We start from the raw sequence: 18,749 nt of genomic DNA on the forward strand, positions 1-18,749 counted from the left end.
CCGGCTTTTTTTATAAATATACTACTGCAGTTTCCACTACCTGCAAATTCAGTGTTTCCAGGACTTTGCGGTAAGTGTCTATCTGGTCCTGATGTTTTTTTCTCTCAACACCTGTTTTGAAATCAACGATAACATACCCTTTTTCGGTTTGTATCAGACGGTCGGGCCGGTACACCTTTGAATCTCCGTTCACGGTAAGCATAATATCCTGCTCGTTAATGATACGCAGGTCCCGCCCGAAATAGTCAGGATATTTTTTAATGATATACAGAACGGAGTTCCTGATGTGTTCCTGTTCTGCAAGGGTTATAATGCCTTCCAGAACGTAAGTTTCCAGTACGGAATCGATATCAAATTCCGAGTTTATTTTGGCCAGAATCTCATGGGTAAATATCCCTGTTCTCACCTTTTCATCTCTGTTCTGGTAGCTTTTTGATGGTGTGGCAATCCTGATGGCAGACGGTGAAGTCGTTTTACGGGTTAGGCCCTGTACCGATTCTGTTTTATAGGCCCTGGCTTTAGCTTTTCCTTTTTTAGTGAAATCGCTGCCGGGGAAACAGTCAAACTCATCTTTATCTTCCGCATTTTTTTGCTGAACAAAATCCAGGATCTCCAGACTGTTGGTTTTCCCTGCTTTTTGGATATATAGATAAAGCTGCTCCACCGGACGCGTTGTAGCCACGTACTGAAGACAGGTTCTGTCTATGCGGTTTTTATAAATATTTTCTTCGTTAAATTTCCTGATATCAGGATCATAAACTTCCAGTTCTTTGCTGAAATGGCTCGTGTTCACCGAATGCAGTCCAAATTCCTTGTCTGTCTCGAACCAGTCATTGAACTTATAGTCACGCTGGCTGTTCACCATCGGATAAAACACCACCGGAAACTCCAGACCTTTTGCTTTGTGGATGGTCATAAGCTGTATTGCATCTACATTGTCCGATGCCTGTATGCTCATATTGCGCGCTTCTTCATTCCAGAATTTTATGAAGTCTTTCAGGCTGGCACCGGAGTTCTGGGTGAAACCGTACAGTACTTCCAGGAAGTTCAGCAGGTAATCCGTTTCCCTGTTGGCAATGGCGAATTCATGCAGATAGTATTCAACAAAATTATACATGTTAAGCCTCGGGAAATCTGTATTATTGAGCTTTAGTCCGTATTTATCCTCTAAATAGGGTTCAATGAGTTCCTTTTCCTTCAGTTTGAGTATCTCTGCCATCTCCTGAGTGAAATCGTGCATTTGGATGCGACCCAGCCTTTGAAGATAAAACATCATCCTCACAGGATTCTGCAGGTTTCGTGGATTTTCTTCCCAACTCAGGTATTCCATCAGCGCGGCCAACGTATCTGAAAGTTCAAGCGTAAGTCCACTCTCCGAAATTGTTTTTATGTTGATTTCCGCGCCTTGATAATTGACCTTAAGTGCACCTAATCTTTCTGAAAAGCTGAATATATCCCTGTTGCCGCGGCATAGGATGGTGATGTCTGAAAAATGGAAGCCGTTATCTGCCAGTTCCTGAATATCCTTTCGCATGCGTTCGGCGGTATCTGTATAAAATTCCTCTTTACGGCCGTTCTCTATAAGGCTGACCTTTACCCGGCCCTCCACGCCTTCCTGATATTGCTGCTGAGCAGATGCGCCGAAGATGTCTTTATGTTCCTCTGCCAGTCCGCAGGATATATAATCATACAGGGCATTATTGAAGATCACGATGTTTTTCGCGCTGCGCCAGTTTTGCTCCAGAATGCGTACTTCGGCCTTTTTGGGTGTGACTTCGCTTTGGTTGATGATGCCCAGCATCAGTTTACTTTCGCCACCCCGAAATCTGTAAATACTTTGCTTTGGGTCTCCCACCACGGTGAATGAAGTTCCGTTTTCGGACACGCTGTGGTCCCGAAGCGGCAGGAAGTTTTGCCACTGCAGTTCCGAGGTATCCTGAAACTCATCAAAAAAATAGTGCTGAAACTGAGTCCCAATTTTCTCATAAATAAATGGCGACGGTTCGTTCTTCAGGTTTTCGTTGATCAGTATGTTGAATTTCGAAAGCAAAACCACGTCATTTTCGGTTTCAATCTTTTCCAGTTCGGTTTGGATATCCCTGTTTACCTTTAGAGGGAGGAGGGCAGCAAGTACTTTTTCTTTTTTTTGGATGATGATGTAATTCCGGATTATCTGGTTTCGCGTCTCAATCAGAAAATCAATGATTTCCTCAATCAGATGTTCCTTAGCTTTTCCCTTACCGGACGCTCCGGAAAGGTATTTGTTAATTTTCTTCTCTTCCGCTTCCGGAGATTCATACAGTTTGGGCGCATCATTGGCAAGATAGGAGTCAAAGAAATACTGAATGCTCTGGTTTCCGCCGCCGGCGAAATCCGAATTATCAAGTCCCTTTTCTTTTATGAGCTGCATTGCGCTGTTTGCAAGCCTTCTGTTCTCTGCTTTCAGTTCGGAAATTTCCTTTCTCAGTTTCTTGGTAGCCGCCCGGTAACTCTCGTTATTGAACTGACTGTTCTGTTTCAGATTGTCGTAATGGATGTCTTTTACAAACTCTTTGGCCGAATTATAAAGGGTACTATTCAGGTTGATGCGTTTCTCATTATCCAGCCCGTAGTTCACATAATCAATCAGGGATTCGGACATTTCCTTATCCTCACCCACCTGATTAAGCAGTTGATCCACAGCTTCTATAAGAAATGGTTCCGCTTGAATCTCCAGGTTGAAATTTTTGGCAAGTCCCAGTTCGTAGGAAAAACTGCGCACCAGTCTGGAATTAAATTTATCAATGGTGCCTATGTTGAGGGTAGAGTAGTTATGAAGTACATAATCGAGCATTTTGCGCGACCTCGCGTGAAGTTCATCCAGTGTGACCTGCTTTCCTTCGTGGACCAATGCCTGCTGCAGCGCCTTAAGTTCGCGACAGTCCTGATAGTCGGCAGCTGCAAAATTTCCAAGCCACGAAAGGATTCTTTCCTTCATTTCGTTTGCGGCCTTATTGGTGAAAGTCAGCGCCAGTATATTTCTTATGGTCCTGTGCTGTTTGGGCTGTCCCAGACAAATCATCAGGAGGCGCTGCACCAGTGTGTAGGTTTTTCCCGAACCTGCTGATGCACTGATTACACTGTAAGAATTCTGCATTATCTGTGGATTATTTCCTGCAATTTAATGAAAATTTCAGTGTAGATTTTAACGCTTTTCAGCTTGATTTAACAAAAACTTTACTGTCATATTTGGCAAAATTGCCAAAAGCTGTTAAGCATTGTTAAACTTAAAACATCAAGGGTTTTTCCGTTTACATTTGAAAGAAAAACCGTGAAGATAAAACTACTCTTTTTTTGCCTGATCAGCGTTGTGATGCTGGATGCCCAAAGCTATGTCTTTGGTAAGGTAACGTCGGAAGACGGTATACAGCTGGCCCAGGTTTCAGTTATAAATATGAGAACTGATGAAAGGTCCGAAACGGACACTGACGGCCAGTTTATGATTCGGGGAGAAAGAGGTGATGAGTTGCGTTTCAGCCGGGCTGGTTATGAACGGGTTACATTAACAGTTGCTGCCGCAAATTTGGAGAAACCGGTCTCAATAGTTTTGCAGAGCATTACGCAGGAGATTGAGGCCGTAAATCTCCGATATCAGGCTACAGGTAATCTCAGGGAAGATGTCAGGCATTTCGGCGACCGAGGAAAAGTAAAGCAACTGAAGGAAGAGGTCTCAGATTATATTTCGCGTAAGTCTTCACGGGAAGTTCTGGCTCCGCGCCATGGTGAATTTGTGCAGCCTGTAGGTCCGGGAATCCCTATAGGAAAGGTAAAAGACCGCTGGGACGATGTGGACCTTATGATTTATCTAATTGAAAGCTTGGGTGAGGATTATTTTACTGAAGAACTTAAAATATCACGTACCGAAATACAGCCGTTTATTTATTACGTTTTTGCTAACTTTGATAGGAAGCAGGCGCTAAAATACGGTGCAGCAGACGGTGCCGTGGTTGCGCGGTTTGTTGATGCTGCCCATAAGCGGATAGACTCATATCATAACCGTACCGCGCCCTCGCACAATATTCCGTAGCGCAGACTTATGAATAATTTAATTAACATCAGATGAATAAAGGAGTACTTTCCGTAGCAATTGCAGCACTTGGATTCGTGCTGGGCCTGTGGTTTTTAGGCAGTGCCATCAAAAACCGAAACAAGGCCGAGAATACAATCTCAGTAACCGGTTTGGGAACCAAGAAATTCACTTCAGATCTTATAACCTGGAGCGGTAATTTTTCCCGAAACAGTTTTGAACTGAAGGCTGCCTATGACGAACTTGCCAATGATAAGCGTGTGATTGAAAATTATCTTGTTTCCAAAGGAATCAGGAAAGAGGAGATGGTTTTTTCTGCTGTGGATATTCAGAAACAGTACAGCTATGGTACGGATGCCAATGGGCGAAGTACGCAAACTTTCGGTGGTTATCAGCTCTCACAGCGGATTTCAATTGACAGTAAAAACGTAGCTCAAATCGAGAATCTCTCGCGAAATATTACCGAAATCATCAACCTTGGAATTGAATTTACCTCCTCCCCACCCAACTATTTTTATACAAAACTTGCAGATGTGAAGCAACAGATGATTGCTGATGCCACTAAAGATGCAAAGGCCAGGGCGGAAAAAATTGCTGAAAACGCCGGAAGTTCCTTAGGCAATCTTAAGAAAGCGACTATGGGCGTAACTCAGATTACCGAGCCCAATTCAACCGAGGAATACTCGTATGGCGGCACGTTTAATACGACATCCCGGGAAAAGGAGGCCAGTATTACAATCAAACTGGAATACGAAGTAGACTGAATTTAAAGAGTAAGATGCGACCCGATCAGCAATAGACGACATCATATATCTCCTCTTTGATCCAGTCTGTCTTTTCCGGCTGCCAGTTGGCAAGCAGCAATAGCTGAAGTGAGTTTTTACCTTCTTCATAACAGGGCTGTACATAATTTTCATCTATGACACTGAACCCGTTTTTGCTGTAGAAAGCAACTCTTCTCACAGCATCATCATTCAAATGTTCCGGTTCCGCTTCCAGCACTATATGAGAATAGGTGCGGAAAAGGTGCGCCAGCATTTCGCTTCCATATTTTAAACTTCTGAATTCAGAAAATATCTCAAAATGTTCAATAAACACGAAATCGGTAAGCTCCCATAATACCAGATAACCAATATTGTCCAGTTCGTTCAGGATAGCGAGCACCTTCACTTTAGGATTTTTGAAGAGTTGCCTGAACTGATCTTCGCTGCGGCGCTCGTCCTCGGGGAAAGTACTGCAGTAGGATTTGTAGATATGTTCAGCACGAAAATCGTCTGCTGCAGAGACCTGAAGGTATTCCATAAAAAATATATGATTTAGGCAAAAGTAATGCAGTGGATTTCACTTTCCATTACATTTACTCTTTCAAAATTTACAGCTTGTGCTTTAGAGATCAAATACGTTGGGCCGGCGCGTAATGAAGATGTCCTTTACCCAAAGAGAGAACGCCAGTATAAGATAAATCAGGAAAAAAATCCCAACAGTAGCGAACGTGGAATAGATGAAGAATACGCGTAACTTGGCGACCGGAATTCCAAGTTTAGAACCCATACGCGTAAGGACCCCAAACCATTCGCGTTCTACATTATGACGTATTTTAGTTATAAATCCCGGTTCGTGCATTCTGTAATTCTATTCCTTTTTCAACAGCTGAAGGCCGATACTGCAATTTAGGCAATTTTTGGTTTCGCAGAAATATTTATGTTGGTAAATATAGGCCTGACTGTCTGCGGCATCTTCAATGACAACACCCAGGGTCTTCCATCCGTCCGTTATACTGTTTTTCTCAGGTGCAAGATTCCGGTACAGACTGATTACGGCCTCCGCAGCATCCTCATCAGAGTTTTTTGTGTAGACATATTTCATTGGTAATACAGCGTTCAGAAGAACAAGGTCAGTAAAATCGCGGGAAAGGTATTTTTCGCCCGTAACCGTACTTTCTTTCCCGAAGTTAAAGCGGATGTCCCAGTACTCGCTTGCTTTTACCCTGCTGAAAATATGATAAAGTTCCGCTGTTCCGGCCGCGGAAATCAGTCGGGAAAAGAGGTTTTGGTTCAGGTGATATAGCGAAGCCAACTGCGACAGTCGTACAGTGGGGAAATTAGGCGGTCTGAGCTTGGAAAATTTAGGATAAAAACGAAGTGGAGGCAGGTTGTATTTAACTTTAATAAAGTCAAACTCACGACGCCATAAACTCATCTGTTCGTCCGCTGGTTTGACCAGCCATCCACACAGACCAAAGAAAAGCGCTTCCAGATGTAAGGGATTCTGACTTAGTTTATTAATCAGCTTGAAGTCAATACTTTCTGCCATTTGTCTGAAATGAAGAGCATTGACTTTAAGGCCAAAAGCATATGCCAGATATTGAAAAAGAACTGCCTCGTAATTGTTTTTGCTGATTTTGAGTGCTTTTTCAATCTCATGAGACTTTATATCCAGTTTCTTCAGCAGCGTTTCATCGGTAAAACCTACCGGGATCCTGCCGGGGTCAAAAATATCTTCGCAAGGTATAAATCGGTTTTCCTTCAGCAGTGATTCATATTTCCAAAGTAAAGTAGAGTCTACATGCGCCTGAAGTTCCAGAGTAGGTACATTTCGGTCATTAAGTTCCTGTATTTCAATATCGTGCACCAGTACAGCATGCAAAATAATATTATCAAACTCGGGATTGCCGGAATGTCGGTGGAAGATCCAATCTGATGATTTAAGATGAAGTTCAATATGGCCATGAAGTTCAAGACCTTTGAATTTTATGCCTGCGTGCAGAAAATCGGGTCCAGAGTCATTGTTCCATCTGCCAAAATCAAAGATTTCGATAGAATTTCCGGACGTATCTTTAAAGTCAAAATTTTTAAAAATCTTGAAGTTCCAAAGGTATTGCAGCAACTTTTCATTCATCAGATTAAGGTTTGATGAGGACACTCGCCAAAAACGCTGCAAGTCCGGAAGTTAAAGCTTCGCTATTGCAGGACCTTTTGCGTATTAAATTTTTTCAGCGTTTCAGCATACATGTCTTCGTACACAGGTAAGATATTTTTAAGGTCAAATCTGATTGCCTGCTGTTTGGCATTATCCTTCATTGTGGCCAGCAGGTTTTCGTCCGACAGCAGTTTAATTGTATAATTGCTCATTGCCTCTACATTTCCAATTTCGGCCATAAACCCGGTCTCGCCCTGAATGTTAACTTCCGGAATGCCACCGGCATTGGAACTGATGACAGGGGTAGAAGCGGCCATTGCTTCCAGTGCCGCCAGTCCGAAACTTTCCTGTTCCGAGGGAAGCAGGAACACATCAGACAGCTGCAGGATTCTGTACAGGTCGTTCACTTTTCCCAGCAGCCGGATTTCTCCGATAAGTTCCGGGTGCTCTTCAAGGAACTGATTTATCTTCTCCATCTCCGGACCTTCACCAATGATGATGAGTTTGGATTTAATGCGCGCATGTACATTTTTAAAAATCTGCAGTACTTCCATAATCCTTTTTACCGGGCGAAGGTTAGAAACATGAATGAGGATTTTCTCCTCGTCCTTTGCAAACTGTTTTCTCTGGCAGGTTTGTACGCCTCCACCAAAATCGGAATTATCTATGAAATTGGTGATGACCTGGATTTCCTTTTTTATGTTGAAGAACTTAAGGGTATCTGCTTTCAGGCTTGCTGATACCGAAGTTACAGCATCCGACTGGTTTATAGAAAACTCAACAGCGTGTTTATAACTTGGGTGCTGACCAACCAGTGTGATGTCTGTACCGTGAAGCGTAGTAACTAACGGGATGTCCCTGCTTTCCTCCTTCAGCATTTGCTTTGCTGTAAATGCCGCGTAGGCATAGGGAATTGCGTAATGGGCATGCAGCAAATCAAGTTTATACAGGTTCACAACCCTATAAATCATAGATGAGAGGGCAATGTCATAAGGCTGATATTCAAAAAGAGGGTAGGTCTCAACGTTTACTTTATGGAAAAATATATTTGGATTGGTAATGTCCAGCCGTGCAGGCAGAGCAGAACTGATAAAGTGCACTTCATAGCCTTTATGTGCCAGAGACATACCAAGTTCGGTAGCCACTATGCCGCTTCCACCATAGGTGGGGTAGCAGAGAATTCCTATTTTCATAATTTTCTTATCTAAGCGGTATTACTCAATTACAGTTTTTTTGTTTGCACTGTGAGTTTTAACAGTTTTTGCAGGCAAATCTATACCCATTCCTGCCTTTAGTTTTTGGTTTACCAAAACAGGAAGTCTTCCGGAGACCTTTGTTTTTCCCATTACTGCCTTTGCAGTTGCTTTCATGGAATCTTCATTGTTTTCGTAGGCAACCAGTACAGTTGGCACCTTCGAAATGTCAACATCCTGCAGTGAATAAGCGGATCCGAAAACGCTTAGGATTACCTGATGGTTTTTATTTATCTCACTTAGCAGCTTTTTACTTTCCGCGGAGATTTTATAGGGTTTATATGCTGTTGAATTATCCTTGTGCAATCCTATAATCACTTTTGAATTGGCAGGGATAGTTGAAGTTTCTGACGGTTTTTTTACAATAACGGTAGTATAAAGATTCAGCTGGTCCACAACAGTTTGAAATGGTGCTTCTTCCAGAGCTACATAATAGTAGGTTGCATTACAGTCCAGCGGAAGCAGTTTTTTTTCGTCCTTCAGCAGGGTAATGGCGTTCGCATACATATTTTGAACAATTTGTGTGTGTTTGCTGTTGTTCAGATCATTATTGATGTTTGCGGGATTTCGCGCTTCGTATTTGTGGAGGCCGAGATAATATTTAGTAAGCAGAATTTTCTTAACGCTTTCCTCAACGCGGTTCTGTGCAATCGCATTTTTGTCTATCGCCGCCTGAATACGCCTTTTGCCTTCTTTTACTCCTTCCGAAAAAAGCATAATGTCGTTACCGGCTTTAAAGGCCAGCGCGTCCAGTTCGCCGGGTTTATATTTTTTAGCCACGGCTCCCATATTAAGTGCATCGGTTATTATTAAACCTTTGTAGCCATATTTTTCCTTTAATATACCGGTAATAATGCTGTGGGAAACTGATGCAGGAACACCTTTCTCTTTTTCAAGAGCCGGCACAAAAAGATGTGCCACCATTACACCGCCGATTCCTCTGTCCATAAGCGCTTTAAAAGGTGCCAGTTCAACGTCGTTAAGCCGCTGCAGATTATGAGAAACTACAGGCAGGTCCAGGTGAGAATCCGTGTTGGTATCCCCATGGCCCGGAAAATGTTTTATAGCGGCAAGTACATTATTGTCCTGCAGTCCTTTTGCATAAGCTTCAGCAGAAAGCACTACATTCTGCACTTCGGATCCAAAACTCCTGTTTCCAATAATAGGATTGTTTGGATTTGTATTCACATCCACCACCGGAGCAAAATCCCAGTTTACGCCCATTCTTTTTGCATCGGAAGCAATCTGGGCTGCCATTTCGGTTATCAGTTTTTTGTCCTGAATGGCACCCAAAGTCATAGCCCATGGAAATTTATGTGCTGCGGCAATACGCTGGTACAGCCCCCATTCCGCATCCATTCCAATCATCATTGGTATTTTGGAGCGAGATTGAAACTCATTCACCAAATTGATATGCTTTTCAGCATCATCCTGCATAAGTATGAGACCGCCCAGTTTTTCATTGATAACCAAATTCCTGACACCATTAATATGCTCTTCGCCTTTATTGTTATATAAAGCTACAATGAAAAGTTGTCCCAGTTTCTCATCCTGTGTAAGGGAGTTGTAAGTGACATTAACCCATTCCATGGCTTTTTCCTCTTCAGCAACCGTAATATTCCCGGGAATATATTGTGCCGAAAGTGAGGAACTGAATACAGTTAGAAAGATGATAATGCTAAGGTAAATCCTGCTCATTTATAGATTTGCTTTCAACAAAAATACAACAAATTGGCTAATGGCGGGACTATGAAACTAAATGGTATATGATTTGATTGTGCCATACCAACAATAAATAATTTAAAATGAAAAAATATTTTTCTCTCCTTCTGATTGCGATTTTCGGTTTAGTTGTAGTAAGCTGCGACAATAGAAATGACGAGCCCGATTATGACACCTACTCTGTTACGTATGATATAAACAATGCCAATTTTGCTTATAATGCGACTGATGGCTACTATATTTCGCGAACATTTGCAACGCCGCTTTTCAATAGCGATGTCGTTTTAGTGTATAGAAAGAGCGGCAGTACCAGCAACGGTTCGCCAGTTTGGCAGCAAATTCCACGAACGCTTTATATCAATGCCACTCAGGAACTGGACTATGATTTTGATTTTACCTCAAATGATGTAATGATATATGCCGGCGGAAATTATGATATTTCTACAACGCCCTCATACCTTAATAATCAGACCTTCAGAATTGTGCAGGTTCCTGCCAGTGCCGGTAAAAACGCAAATGTTGATTTCAGTGACTATAATTCGGTTATCAAGCATTACAATATCGACGATTCTAAAACAATTGAATTAAAATAGTAATTTCCCTAACTATTGCTAATCCCGTAACAGTGTTGCGGGATTTTTGTTTTCATGTTCAACTGATTTCGCCTCTGTTCCAATCTTTGTATCTTTGAAAAAAAAATAATGAGTGTACATATTGCAGCTGCCAAAGGGCAAATCGCAAAGACCGTATTGCAGCCGGGAGATCCGCTGAGAGCAAAATTCATTGCAGATAATTATCTGGATTCTGTAAAACTTGTAAGCCAAACCCGTAATATTTTCTATTATACAGGAACTTATAAAGGAAATGAAATTACCATTGGGGCCAGCGGTATGGGGATTCCCAGCATAGGTATTTATTCTTACGAGCTATATACCGAATACGGGGTAGATACAATCATAAGGATTGGGACCTGTGGTGCTTATTCCACGGACCTTAATCTGTTTGATGTAATCAATGTGGAAAATGCAGCGAGTGAGTCTACTTACGCTAAATACGCATGGGGAATAGAGGAAGAACTGATTCCGCACCAGGGAAATATATTTGAATCAATTAACCAAACCGCTGCCGGACTTGGAAAGACTGTTATTGAGTCAAACATCCATACCAGTGACATTTTCTACAGGAAGGACGCAGCTGTGCCGGCGATCGCGCAAAAACATAAATGTCTGGCTGTGGAAATGGAAGCTTTCGCCCTTTTTGCCAATGCGAAATATCTTGGGAAAAGTGCGGCGACCCTTCTTACAGTTTCAGATATCATCCCAACAAGGGAGCAAATCAGTTCCGATGAGCGTGAAAAAGCTTTAAGGGTTATGATTGAGCTGGCACTTGAATCTGCGGTAAAAGCATAAGCTAAATGTCCGGTTCAAGGTCATCCAGCAAATGACCGAAGAAATCTTTTTTGGTTTTAAGATAGGAACGGCTCATGTCGTGTGCAAGAATTTGAAGTGGTATCCGGCTGTTCAGGCGGATATCACTTTCTTCTACAAAGCGTACCTTGATCGGGTTGTTAGTCAGGAGATTAATTTCTTTTACAGAAAGCAGCTTAAGAATTTCAATCGCTACCCCAAAATCGCGGTCGTCTGCCGGCAGTCCCAATTCCAGGTTAGCCTGCACTGTGTCCATGCCCTTTTCCTGCAGCGCGTATGCCTTCAGTTTATTGATTATGCCTATATTTCTGCCTTCCTGGCGGAGATATATTATGATGCCTCCGTTAATTTGGATATACTGCATAGCGGCGTCCAGTTGCTGGCCACACTCGCATTTTCGGGAATGAAATACTTCGCCGGTAATGCATTCTGAGTGAAAACGGACATTTACCGGTAGGGAAAAATCGGTGTTCTCGGCTATGATGGCCATATGTGGCATCCAGTCCTGATCGTTGTCGGAAAAAGCCATCATCCTGTATTGACCGTATTCGGTTGGGACATTGGCTTCTGCCTGCAATTTCAACATGTGTAAATTATTTATTAAGGCTGAAGTAATGTGGGAGTTTCCAAAATCGTAATATTGGTTTTGATTCTGGTTAGATAACGGTTCAGAACAACATCCTCATCTTTATTCAGATATTTTCTTAGGTTCTGAATTTTTCTGTAACACTTCTCGACATTCCGGTGTGCTTTTTTTTTAGCGGTCAGGTTATAGTCATCATAAGCATAAATATATTCCTGAAGGTACGCTTTCAAAACAGATACTTCCCGGTTTACGGCATCATTTGTAAATCTGGGAAAGGTAGCAATAAGATTTGTGATTTCTGCAGCGTGAATATTCTGCTTTAGATTTGCGCCGAATCTTTCCTCAAGTGATCCGGCACTATTCCCCGAAAATGGTGAACCACTTACCGGTGAAGGCGTAAACTTATCTGTAGCGCAGGAAGATAACAGTGATATCGTAAAAAGAAGAACTATAGAAGGTTTAATCATTATTTGGCCTTTTGATAAAGGACAGGGTTAAGACTTTCATCATTATACATTTTCATCTGCTTATATGTTTTCATCTTTACCTTACCGTTCTCAATGTCCGCTAATAATTGATTTATAGACGTCATCAGGTCTGTTTTCTGCTCCAGCAGAACATCTAATTTAGTTGTACACTTTGCGCGGTGCTCCGGTGTTGCCGACTGTCGTTCAGCTTCCAGATTCATGTGGTAAATCTTAAGAGCCAAAATAGAAAGCCGATCCAGCGCCCATGCCGGTGTTTCTGTATTAATAGTAGCTTCCTTTGCAGGTACAATATCTATAAAATGATTTAAAAACCAGCTGTCCAGATATTCTACCAGGTCTGTCCGCTTCTGGTTAGATGCGTCAATTCTCCTCTTTATAAGCAACGCTTGATCCGGAGTAATGCTTTCGTCCCGGATAATATCTTCTAAATGCCATTGAACGGTGTCAATCCAGTTCTTTGAATACAATAGTTGTTCCAAACTTCCTGCTGGAAAAGGTTGCTTCTGTGGTTCATCTACATGGTCCGTTAGGTGATAGTCTCCAATCGACTGATTGAAGATGTGCCACGCATTTAATGCGAAATCCATAGTTGTGGTGCTTAAACGGTACGGTCTGTATTCTGTGTAGTTTGCTCTGTGGTAGGCTTTTTGTCATCCTCCTTCACAGCATCTTTGAATTCTTTGATTCCCGAGCCCATACCACGCATCAGTTCCGGTATTTTTTTTGCCCCGAACAACACTATAATAATCAGTGCAATGATCAATATCTCTCTAAATCCTAGTCCTCCCATGACATATATATTTTTGCAAAGTTACATTATTTTTTAGTTTACCCAACCTGAGGGATCCACTGGAGTGGTGCCGTTCCAGATCTGGAAATCCAGTGTGTAGGACCCATCAAAATCCTCTGCGATCAGTCCTATAGATGTGCCGGCAGAAACCTGTTGGTTCTGGGATACAGAGACCGTGCTCAGGTTGGAATAAATGGTAAAGTAATTGCCATGTTTAACGATCACGGTTCTCGTACCATCTCCGGAAGCCATCACTTTTGATACAGTTCCCGGAAATATGGCTTTCGCTCCGGTTCCCTTTGAAACTGCGATTTTTATCCCGTTGTTTTCCTCTACGATGTTTTTGAATACAGGGTGAGGCTGTCTTCCGAAGCGGTGAGTTATCGTACCGTAAGCCGGCATGTTCATTCGCCCGCGGTTTTCGGCAAAGTTACTGGCTGCATTGGAGGATACACCGTAGTTGGTAAGTGCCTTGCTTTCGGCGGCTTTTTTCTCTACATCCGTTTTTCTGGTAAGTTCAGCCTCTGCAGCGCGTGCTGCTGCAAGCTTCTCATTGGCCTCACGGGATTTGATTGCGGCCTCGCGGGATTCTTTTTCTGCCGCTATTTTCCGGGCTTCGTCTTTGGCGCTGGCCTCTGCCTTCGCGGCTTCTTCTGTCCGTTTACGTTCGTCGGCAAGTTTTTTAGCCGCCAGATCTGCAGCTTTCTTTGCCTCTGCTTCTGCGATACGTCTTTCCTTTTCCAGTGCATCGGCTCTGGCCTTATTGTCAGCATCAATTCTGGCTCTTTCGCGTGCGGCCGCTTCTTTAGCCAGACGTATTTTTTCGGCTTCTGCTTTTTTTATTGCTTCTTCATTAGCTTTGGCAATTCTTATTTCTTCTGCAATAATTGCCCTGATTTGACCTTCCAGATTTTTACTTTGGGTTTGTTTCTGTTTAAGTTCCGCACTGAGGTTTACTTCATTTTTCTTGAAGTCCTGAACAAGCTTCTCTTTCTGCTGCTTTTCCGCAGAGATAGTTATAATCTCTTTTTTTTGATTGGAAAGAAGAATTTCTTTCTGCTTTGCCGATTTGGCTTTTTCGGTAATAGTGCGTTCCAAATCTTTTGATGCTTTAGCAATTTTGGCTGCCTGCTTATCCTGGTAATCCGAGTAGAAACGAAGATACTGCACCCTGCGGATAGCCTCACCCAAATTCTTTGATGAAAGTATGAAGGTCACCTTATTTTTAAGATCCCTGTTTTTATAGGCGTTAACCAGTACATTGGCGTAGTTGCGGCGCAGAACTGCCAGTTCACGGTTTTGACGGTTAATTTCCAGTTGACGCAAGTAGATGTCGTCCTCAATGAAACGTTTTTCCTTCTGTGTATTTTGAAATACCTTCTCCCTGAGTTCTATTTTTTTATTCACTCCTTCCAGATAGGCAAGGGATAACTTAGACTCATTTCGGCTTTTTGCAAGCTGAGTATTGATTTGGGCAATCTGTTTTTTTAATTCAGCATTTTGCTTCTGAAGCTGTTCCTTATTTTGGCCAAATGACAGTGCAAAAAGAAGAATTGCGGTAAAAAAACTGATTTTCTTTATCATTTAATTTCGATTTTGGTATAGGTTCCGGGAACGGAAAACGGAGTTTGCATTTTACTATCGTCAAATTTCGTGTTTTCAAGCAATATCTGACCTTCTTTAGAACCTTTTATAAGTATTTTAACGTTTTTTGGCAGTCTGAAATCTTTATAAGAGAGCCAGTCGCTATAGCTTACCTGAAGTTCGTCTGAATTGTTTACATCCTTCAGATAAACATTCATCAAATCGTAATTCTGTGCGTACTGAAGCTCAATTTTGTATTCGCTGGTTTTACCATCCTCAGCCTCAATGACTTGGTTTACCGTAGATGCCATTTTAAAACCCTGCGCATTCTTGGAGAGTCTGAATTCGCGGTCGTTGATCTTCACAAAGGTGCGTCCAAGCAAAAGCCGCTGTAAAGAATTGTAATTGATGAAATTAGTGTTCAGTAAACCGTTAAGGTAGTCGAAATCAGAATCGATAAATGTTTTATCGGTTTTATTGTAGGCTTTGATGCCTTCCGGAGTCGCGACGCCGCGGGCCATACTTATAAAGAATGCGGATAAGTTCATCCATACCTTTTTATTATTTTCAATATAGATGGTAGCATCCAGAGTTGGCAGGTAGCTGGACTGCGTTTCCACATTTACCTTAGTGCTGATTTTGAGCTGATCAAATTTTGGCGGAACCAGAACTTTCTGAAAGAATTTGACATCAGCATCGATGCTTTTATTAACGTCAACAGGTTTTTTGGTTATTGCTGTACTGTCGGATCCTGATGTGTCGTCAATTGCTTTTCTGGCTTTACAGGAAAAAAGCACGATTCCGGTAACTACAAGAAGAAGAAATCTCTTCATAATTGAAAAATTAAGTGGCATAGCGTGAATAAGTTACAATATTAACGCCAAACCACACAAAATATTTGTGTGGTTTGGCGTAGTATATTGCTGATGTTTTATCAGTCCTTGGAAAGGAAATCCAGGACCGAGAAATCGCCTAACGAGATTTCACGTGATACCCCGTGATACTCTGCTGAATTGCCGATCATTGAATTACTAAGGTTACCGTGATTTATTATCGTATTTTCCTGTATAAGGGAGTTGTCAATATTGGAATTAACAATTTTGGTATTATTGCCAATACTCACATTAGGGCCAATCTTTGAATTGGCAATAGTTACATTCTCACCAATGAAACATGGCTGGATGATAAGGCTGGTCTCTATTTTTGCTGATTGTGGATAGATCTTAAACTCCTCCTGTTCGTAGTTCAGGATCTTGCCGTTAGTTTCTACAGTAGCATTTTTGTTTCCGCAGTCCATCCAGTCGTCCACTTTACCCAGAGAGAACTTTGCGCCTTTCTGTCTCAGGTTTTCCAGTGCTGTTGTAAGTTGATATTCACCACCCTGCATAATATCATTGGACATGATATAGTTTATTTCGTCCATCAGCTTCTCGGCAGATTTGAAATAATAAATGCCGATTATGGCAAGATCGGAGACGAACTCTTTAGGTTTTTCCACAAAGTCAGTGATGTATCCCTGATCATCAAGTTTTACCACACCAAAAGCGGATGGATCTTCAACGCTCTTCACCCAGATCACGCCATCGGAATTTTTGTCCAGGTTAAAATCTGCACGGAAAAGTGTATCTGCAAATGCCACCACAACGTCGCCCTGCATGGATGCCTCAGCACATTTAATGGCATGGGCGGTTCCTAAGGGCTGGTCCTGCGTATATATACTTCCTTTTGCACCAAGCTTCTCCGCAATCTTTAGAAGTGAAGCTTCTACTGCAGGTCCAAAATCTCCTATAATGAAGGCAATCTCATCAATCTCTTCACCGGCAACTTTGGCAATATCTTCTACGAGACGCTGCACGATTGGTTTTCCCCCAATTGGAATTAAAGGTTTCGGTACTGTAAGTGTGTGAGGTCTTAATCGGGAACCCCGGCCCGCCATTGGAACGATTATTTTCATGTTTGTTATTAGTTTTTTATCATCATTTAAGGCGAAATCGCTCTTATGTTTTTTATTTCACTGATGTGCTTCCAAAGCCTCCGTTCCCGCGCTCGGTGTCGGCAAGCTCATTAACCTCTTCCCATTCGGCACATTCATGTTTTGCAATAACCATCTGTGCAATACGGTCACCACGTTCAATTGTAAATTCACGGTCAGACAAATTTACTAAAATTACACCTATCTCCCCCCTGTAATCTGCATCTATGGTTCCGGGAGTGTTAAGTACTGTAATTCCGTTTTTAATTGCAAGGCCGCTCCGCGGACGGATCTGAGCCTCATAGCCCTGCGGCAATTCTATGAAAAGTCCGGTAGGAACGAGTTTTCTTTCCAGGGATTTAAATGTCACAGATTCGGGAATATCAGCATATATATCCATTCCGGCGGCACACGGTGTCTGATATTTTGGAAGCTCCAGGCCTGATTTGTTAATGACTTTTATCTTCATTCTATTTACGTTTCAATTTTAAAATAAACTCTTTGTTTTGATACAGCACGATTCCTGTAAACAGGACGAATATAAGGTTCCCGATCCAGAAGTCAGCATTGAAAACCCAATAGGAAACAAAGCTGAAAAGAGTCACCATCACAAGGTAGCCCGTGATTTTGCCTGTCCTGTAAGGAATCGGATAATATTTCTGTCCTAAATAATAGGAAAGTACCATCATCACAAAATACGCGCCCAATGTAGTCCACGCAGAAACCATAAAGCCAAACGATTTCAAAAGAAGGAAATTGAAAAGAATGGTAACAGCTGCACCCGCCCAGGAAATTGCGGTACCAACTTTCGTGCGGTCTGTAACCTTATACCATGTGGACAGGTTGTAATAGATACCGAAGAACAGATTGGCGATTATAATGATGGGAACAATGTCAATGGCTGTCCAGTAGGAACTGTTCGGAATCAGAATAGTTTTCAGCCAGGAAATATTGGCAATGATTCCCATGGCAACCACCGAAGCAAAGACAGTAAAATACTCAGTTACCTTCGCGTAGGTGATCTTTGCATTCTCATTTTGCATCTGCTTGAAGAAGAACGGTTCTATTCCCATCCGGTAAGCAGTTACAAAAAGCGTCATTATAACAGCCAGTTTATAGCATCCACCATAGGCACCGGCATCACCTTCGTCTATCAGGAAGAACTGCATTACCTTGTCAAAATTCTCGTTCACCATAAAGGCAAATCCTGCCAGCATGATGGGCCATGAGTATTTTATCATCCGAAGAAAAAGCTCCTTTACAAATTCGAAACGCACTTTCAGCATCACGGGCAGAAGCAACAGGCAACCGACAAGGCTTCCTATAACATTGCTGTAAAACGGATAGGAAACTTTTTCTTTCAGACCAAAACTGCGCGATAACTCAGATGGGATATACAGGAAAAGTGCAATAACAGCCACCGTTTGTATTAAAGACTGCACTACACGAACAAGTGAGTATTTAACAGGCTTGTTGTGATATCGGAGCCAGGCGAAAGGTATCACACAGAGCGTATCGAAGAAGGCAATCCATGCGAACCACCGTATGTATTCAGGATTTTTCGCAAAGCCCAGACCATTGGCAATAGGCTGACTGAACAGCAGACAACAAGTGAGGAAAAGTGTAGAGGTTCCTGCAAGAAACCAGAAAGATGTATTGAAAGTCTTGTTTTTATTCTCGGCTTCCGACGAGAATCTGAAAAAAGCGGTTTCAAATCCAAAGGTAAGCACGATGTTCACAAAAGAAATCATCGCGTAAAGACTTGTGAACTGCGCAAATTCATCCTTATCTATAAGGGCGATGTAAAGCGGATTTAATGCAAAAATGATGACACGGGGCAAAATAGCCCCAATACCGTAAATGATAGTTTCGCCAAGCAGTTTCTTCAAGAATTATTATTTTATGCAAATGTAAATAAATAGTTTACAGTTCATAGATTCCG

The 18,749-nt window shown here is 42.1% G+C and carries 19 protein-coding genes; 4 read left to right on the forward strand and 15 right to left on the reverse strand.

What is annotated here, in order from left to right:
- Positions 1-10 precede the first annotated feature (10 nt).
- Positions 11-3,136 carry a UvrD-helicase domain-containing protein gene (locus H1R16_RS09310; RefSeq protein WP_181886860.1) on the reverse strand — a complete coding sequence of 1,042 codons (3,126 nt, stop codon included), beginning with the start codon at positions 3,134-3,136 and terminating at the stop codon, positions 11-13.
- A gap of 174 nt (positions 3,137-3,310) precedes the next feature.
- Here H1R16_RS09310 and H1R16_RS09315 point away from each other — a divergent pair, with 174 nt between their 5' ends.
- Together H1R16_RS09315 and H1R16_RS09320 are read left to right on the forward strand one after the other, a co-directional pair.
- The gene (locus H1R16_RS09315) at positions 3,311-4,066 is read left to right on the forward strand and encodes a carboxypeptidase-like regulatory domain-containing protein (protein ID WP_181886859.1); all 756 of its coding nucleotides are present in this window, start codon (positions 3,311-3,313) and stop codon (positions 4,064-4,066) included.
- A 32-nt stretch (positions 4,067-4,098) separates the two neighbouring features.
- A complete protein-coding gene (locus H1R16_RS09320; RefSeq protein ID WP_181886858.1) occupies positions 4,099-4,830 on the forward strand; it encodes an SIMPL domain-containing protein in 732 nt (243 codons plus the stop codon).
- A 25-nt stretch (positions 4,831-4,855) separates the two neighbouring features.
- Here the strand turns inward: H1R16_RS09320 and H1R16_RS09325 are convergent, their stop codons facing one another.
- From H1R16_RS09325 to H1R16_RS09345, 5 genes are all read right to left on the reverse strand, one after another.
- Positions 4,856-5,368, reverse strand: a complete 513-nt coding sequence (locus H1R16_RS09325; protein WP_181886857.1) for a GNAT family N-acetyltransferase — start codon at positions 5,366-5,368, stop codon at positions 4,856-4,858.
- Between the two features lie 84 nt (positions 5,369-5,452).
- Positions 5,453-5,689: a PspC family transcriptional regulator gene (locus H1R16_RS09330; protein WP_181886856.1), complete on the reverse strand. Its 237-nt coding sequence runs from the start codon at positions 5,687-5,689 to the stop codon at positions 5,453-5,455.
- 9 nt (positions 5,690-5,698) lie between these two features.
- Positions 5,699-6,964: a DUF2851 family protein gene (locus H1R16_RS09335; RefSeq protein ID WP_181886855.1), complete on the reverse strand. Its 1,266-nt coding sequence runs from the start codon at positions 6,962-6,964 to the stop codon at positions 5,699-5,701.
- A gap of 62 nt (positions 6,965-7,026) precedes the next feature.
- Entirely contained in the window at positions 7,027-8,178 is a 1,152-nt protein-coding gene (bshA, locus tag H1R16_RS09340) for an N-acetyl-alpha-D-glucosaminyl L-malate synthase BshA (RefSeq protein ID WP_181886854.1), read from the reverse strand.
- Between the two features lie 21 nt (positions 8,179-8,199).
- A complete protein-coding gene (locus tag H1R16_RS09345) occupies positions 8,200-9,936 on the reverse strand; it encodes a glycoside hydrolase family 3 protein (RefSeq protein ID WP_181886853.1) in 1,737 nt (578 codons plus the stop codon).
- Positions 9,937-10,043: 107 nt separating this feature from the next.
- On the opposite strand from H1R16_RS09345, the gene H1R16_RS09350 reads away from it, so the two are divergent.
- Positions 10,044-10,553 carry a hypothetical protein gene (locus H1R16_RS09350; protein ID WP_181886852.1) on the forward strand — a complete coding sequence of 170 codons (510 nt, stop codon included), beginning with the start codon at positions 10,044-10,046 and terminating at the stop codon, positions 10,551-10,553.
- 108 nt (positions 10,554-10,661) lie between these two features.
- Positions 10,662-11,369 (forward strand): purine-nucleoside phosphorylase, encoded by a 708-nt coding sequence (gene deoD / locus H1R16_RS09355; RefSeq protein ID WP_181886851.1) that lies wholly within the window; start codon positions 10,662-10,664, stop codon positions 11,367-11,369.
- 1 nt (position 11,370) lies between these two features.
- Here the strand turns inward: deoD and ribA are convergent, their stop codons facing one another.
- From ribA to H1R16_RS09400, 9 genes are all read right to left on the reverse strand, one after another.
- Positions 11,371-11,973 (reverse strand): GTP cyclohydrolase II, encoded by a 603-nt coding sequence (gene ribA / locus H1R16_RS09360; RefSeq protein ID WP_181886850.1) that lies wholly within the window; start codon positions 11,971-11,973, stop codon positions 11,371-11,373.
- A 14-nt stretch (positions 11,974-11,987) separates the two neighbouring features.
- Complete coding sequence (locus H1R16_RS09365) at positions 11,988-12,440, reverse strand: hypothetical protein (RefSeq protein ID WP_181886849.1); 453 nt, start codon at positions 12,438-12,440, stop codon at positions 11,988-11,990.
- Positions 12,440-13,048, reverse strand: a complete 609-nt coding sequence (locus H1R16_RS09370) for a DUF4254 domain-containing protein (protein WP_181886848.1) — start codon at positions 13,046-13,048, stop codon at positions 12,440-12,442. The genes H1R16_RS09365 and H1R16_RS09370 overlap by 1 nt, the downstream gene beginning before the upstream one ends.
- An 11-nt stretch (positions 13,049-13,059) precedes the next feature.
- Positions 13,060-13,251: a twin-arginine translocase TatA/TatE family subunit gene (locus H1R16_RS09375; RefSeq protein WP_181886847.1), complete on the reverse strand. Its 192-nt coding sequence runs from the start codon at positions 13,249-13,251 to the stop codon at positions 13,060-13,062.
- A 33-nt stretch (positions 13,252-13,284) separates the two neighbouring features.
- Entirely contained in the window at positions 13,285-14,835 is a 1,551-nt protein-coding gene (locus H1R16_RS09380) for a M23 family metallopeptidase (protein ID WP_181886846.1), read from the reverse strand.
- Positions 14,832-15,668, reverse strand: a complete 837-nt coding sequence (locus H1R16_RS09385; protein WP_181886845.1) for a DUF4292 domain-containing protein — start codon at positions 15,666-15,668, stop codon at positions 14,832-14,834. Before H1R16_RS09385 ends, H1R16_RS09380 begins: the two co-directional genes overlap by 4 nt.
- 101 nt (positions 15,669-15,769) lie before the next feature.
- A complete protein-coding gene (locus H1R16_RS09390) occupies positions 15,770-16,789 on the reverse strand; it encodes a sugar phosphate nucleotidyltransferase (protein WP_181886844.1) in 1,020 nt (339 codons plus the stop codon).
- Positions 16,790-16,841: 52 nt separating this feature from the next.
- On the reverse strand, positions 16,842-17,276 hold the full coding sequence (gene dut / locus H1R16_RS09395) for a dUTP diphosphatase (protein ID WP_181886843.1): 435 nt from the start codon (positions 17,274-17,276) through the stop codon (positions 16,842-16,844).
- 1 nt (position 17,277) lies between these two features.
- The gene (locus tag H1R16_RS09400) at positions 17,278-18,696 is read right to left on the reverse strand and encodes a lipopolysaccharide biosynthesis protein (RefSeq protein WP_181886842.1); all 1,419 of its coding nucleotides are present in this window, start codon (positions 18,694-18,696) and stop codon (positions 17,278-17,280) included.
- Between the last annotated feature and the right edge of the window lie 53 nt (positions 18,697-18,749).

This window comes from Marnyiella aurantia (genome assembly GCF_014041915.1).
Classification (GTDB): domain Bacteria; phylum Bacteroidota; class Bacteroidia; order Flavobacteriales; family Weeksellaceae; genus Marnyiella; species Marnyiella aurantia.

Bases quoted from the DNA above. Each gene is read 5' to 3' on its own strand.
- H1R16_RS09380 (WP_181886846.1), bottom strand. From the start codon at position 14,835: ATGATAAAGAAAATCAGTTTTTTTACCGCAATTCTTCTTTTTGCACTG.
- H1R16_RS09365 (WP_181886849.1), bottom strand. From the start codon at position 12,440: ATGATTAAACCTTCTATAGTTCTTCTTTTTACGATATCACTGTTATCT.
- H1R16_RS09320 (WP_181886858.1), top strand. From the start codon at position 4,099: ATGAATAAAGGAGTACTTTCCGTAGCAATTGCAGCACTTGGATTCGTG.
- H1R16_RS09370 (WP_181886848.1), bottom strand. From the start codon at position 13,048: ATGGATTTCGCATTAAATGCGTGGCACATCTTCAATCAGTCGATTGGA.
- deoD (WP_181886851.1), top strand. From the start codon at position 10,662: ATGAGTGTACATATTGCAGCTGCCAAAGGGCAAATCGCAAAGACCGTA.
- H1R16_RS09335 (WP_181886855.1), bottom strand. From the start codon at position 6,964: ATGAATGAAAAGTTGCTGCAATACCTTTGGAACTTCAAGATTTTTAAA.
- bshA (WP_181886854.1), bottom strand. From the start codon at position 8,178: ATGAAAATAGGAATTCTCTGCTACCCCACCTATGGTGGAAGCGGCATA.
- ribA (WP_181886850.1), bottom strand. From the start codon at position 11,973: ATGTTGAAATTGCAGGCAGAAGCCAATGTCCCAACCGAATACGGTCAA.
- H1R16_RS09345 (WP_181886853.1), bottom strand. From the start codon at position 9,936: ATGAGCAGGATTTACCTTAGCATTATCATCTTTCTAACTGTATTCAGT.
- H1R16_RS09330 (WP_181886856.1), bottom strand. From the start codon at position 5,689: ATGCACGAACCGGGATTTATAACTAAAATACGTCATAATGTAGAACGC.
- H1R16_RS09325 (WP_181886857.1), bottom strand. From the start codon at position 5,368: ATGGAATACCTTCAGGTCTCTGCAGCAGACGATTTTCGTGCTGAACAT.
- H1R16_RS09350 (WP_181886852.1), top strand. From the start codon at position 10,044: ATGAAAAAATATTTTTCTCTCCTTCTGATTGCGATTTTCGGTTTAGTT.
- H1R16_RS09390 (WP_181886844.1), bottom strand. From the start codon at position 16,789: ATGAAAATAATCGTTCCAATGGCGGGCCGGGGTTCCCGATTAAGACCT.
- H1R16_RS09375 (WP_181886847.1), bottom strand. From the start codon at position 13,251: ATGGGAGGACTAGGATTTAGAGAGATATTGATCATTGCACTGATTATT.
- H1R16_RS09310 (WP_181886860.1), bottom strand. From the start codon at position 3,136: ATGCAGAATTCTTACAGTGTAATCAGTGCATCAGCAGGTTCGGGAAAA.
- H1R16_RS09385 (WP_181886845.1), bottom strand. From the start codon at position 15,668: ATGAAGAGATTTCTTCTTCTTGTAGTTACCGGAATCGTGCTTTTTTCC.
- dut (WP_181886843.1), bottom strand. From the start codon at position 17,276: ATGAAGATAAAAGTCATTAACAAATCAGGCCTGGAGCTTCCAAAATAT.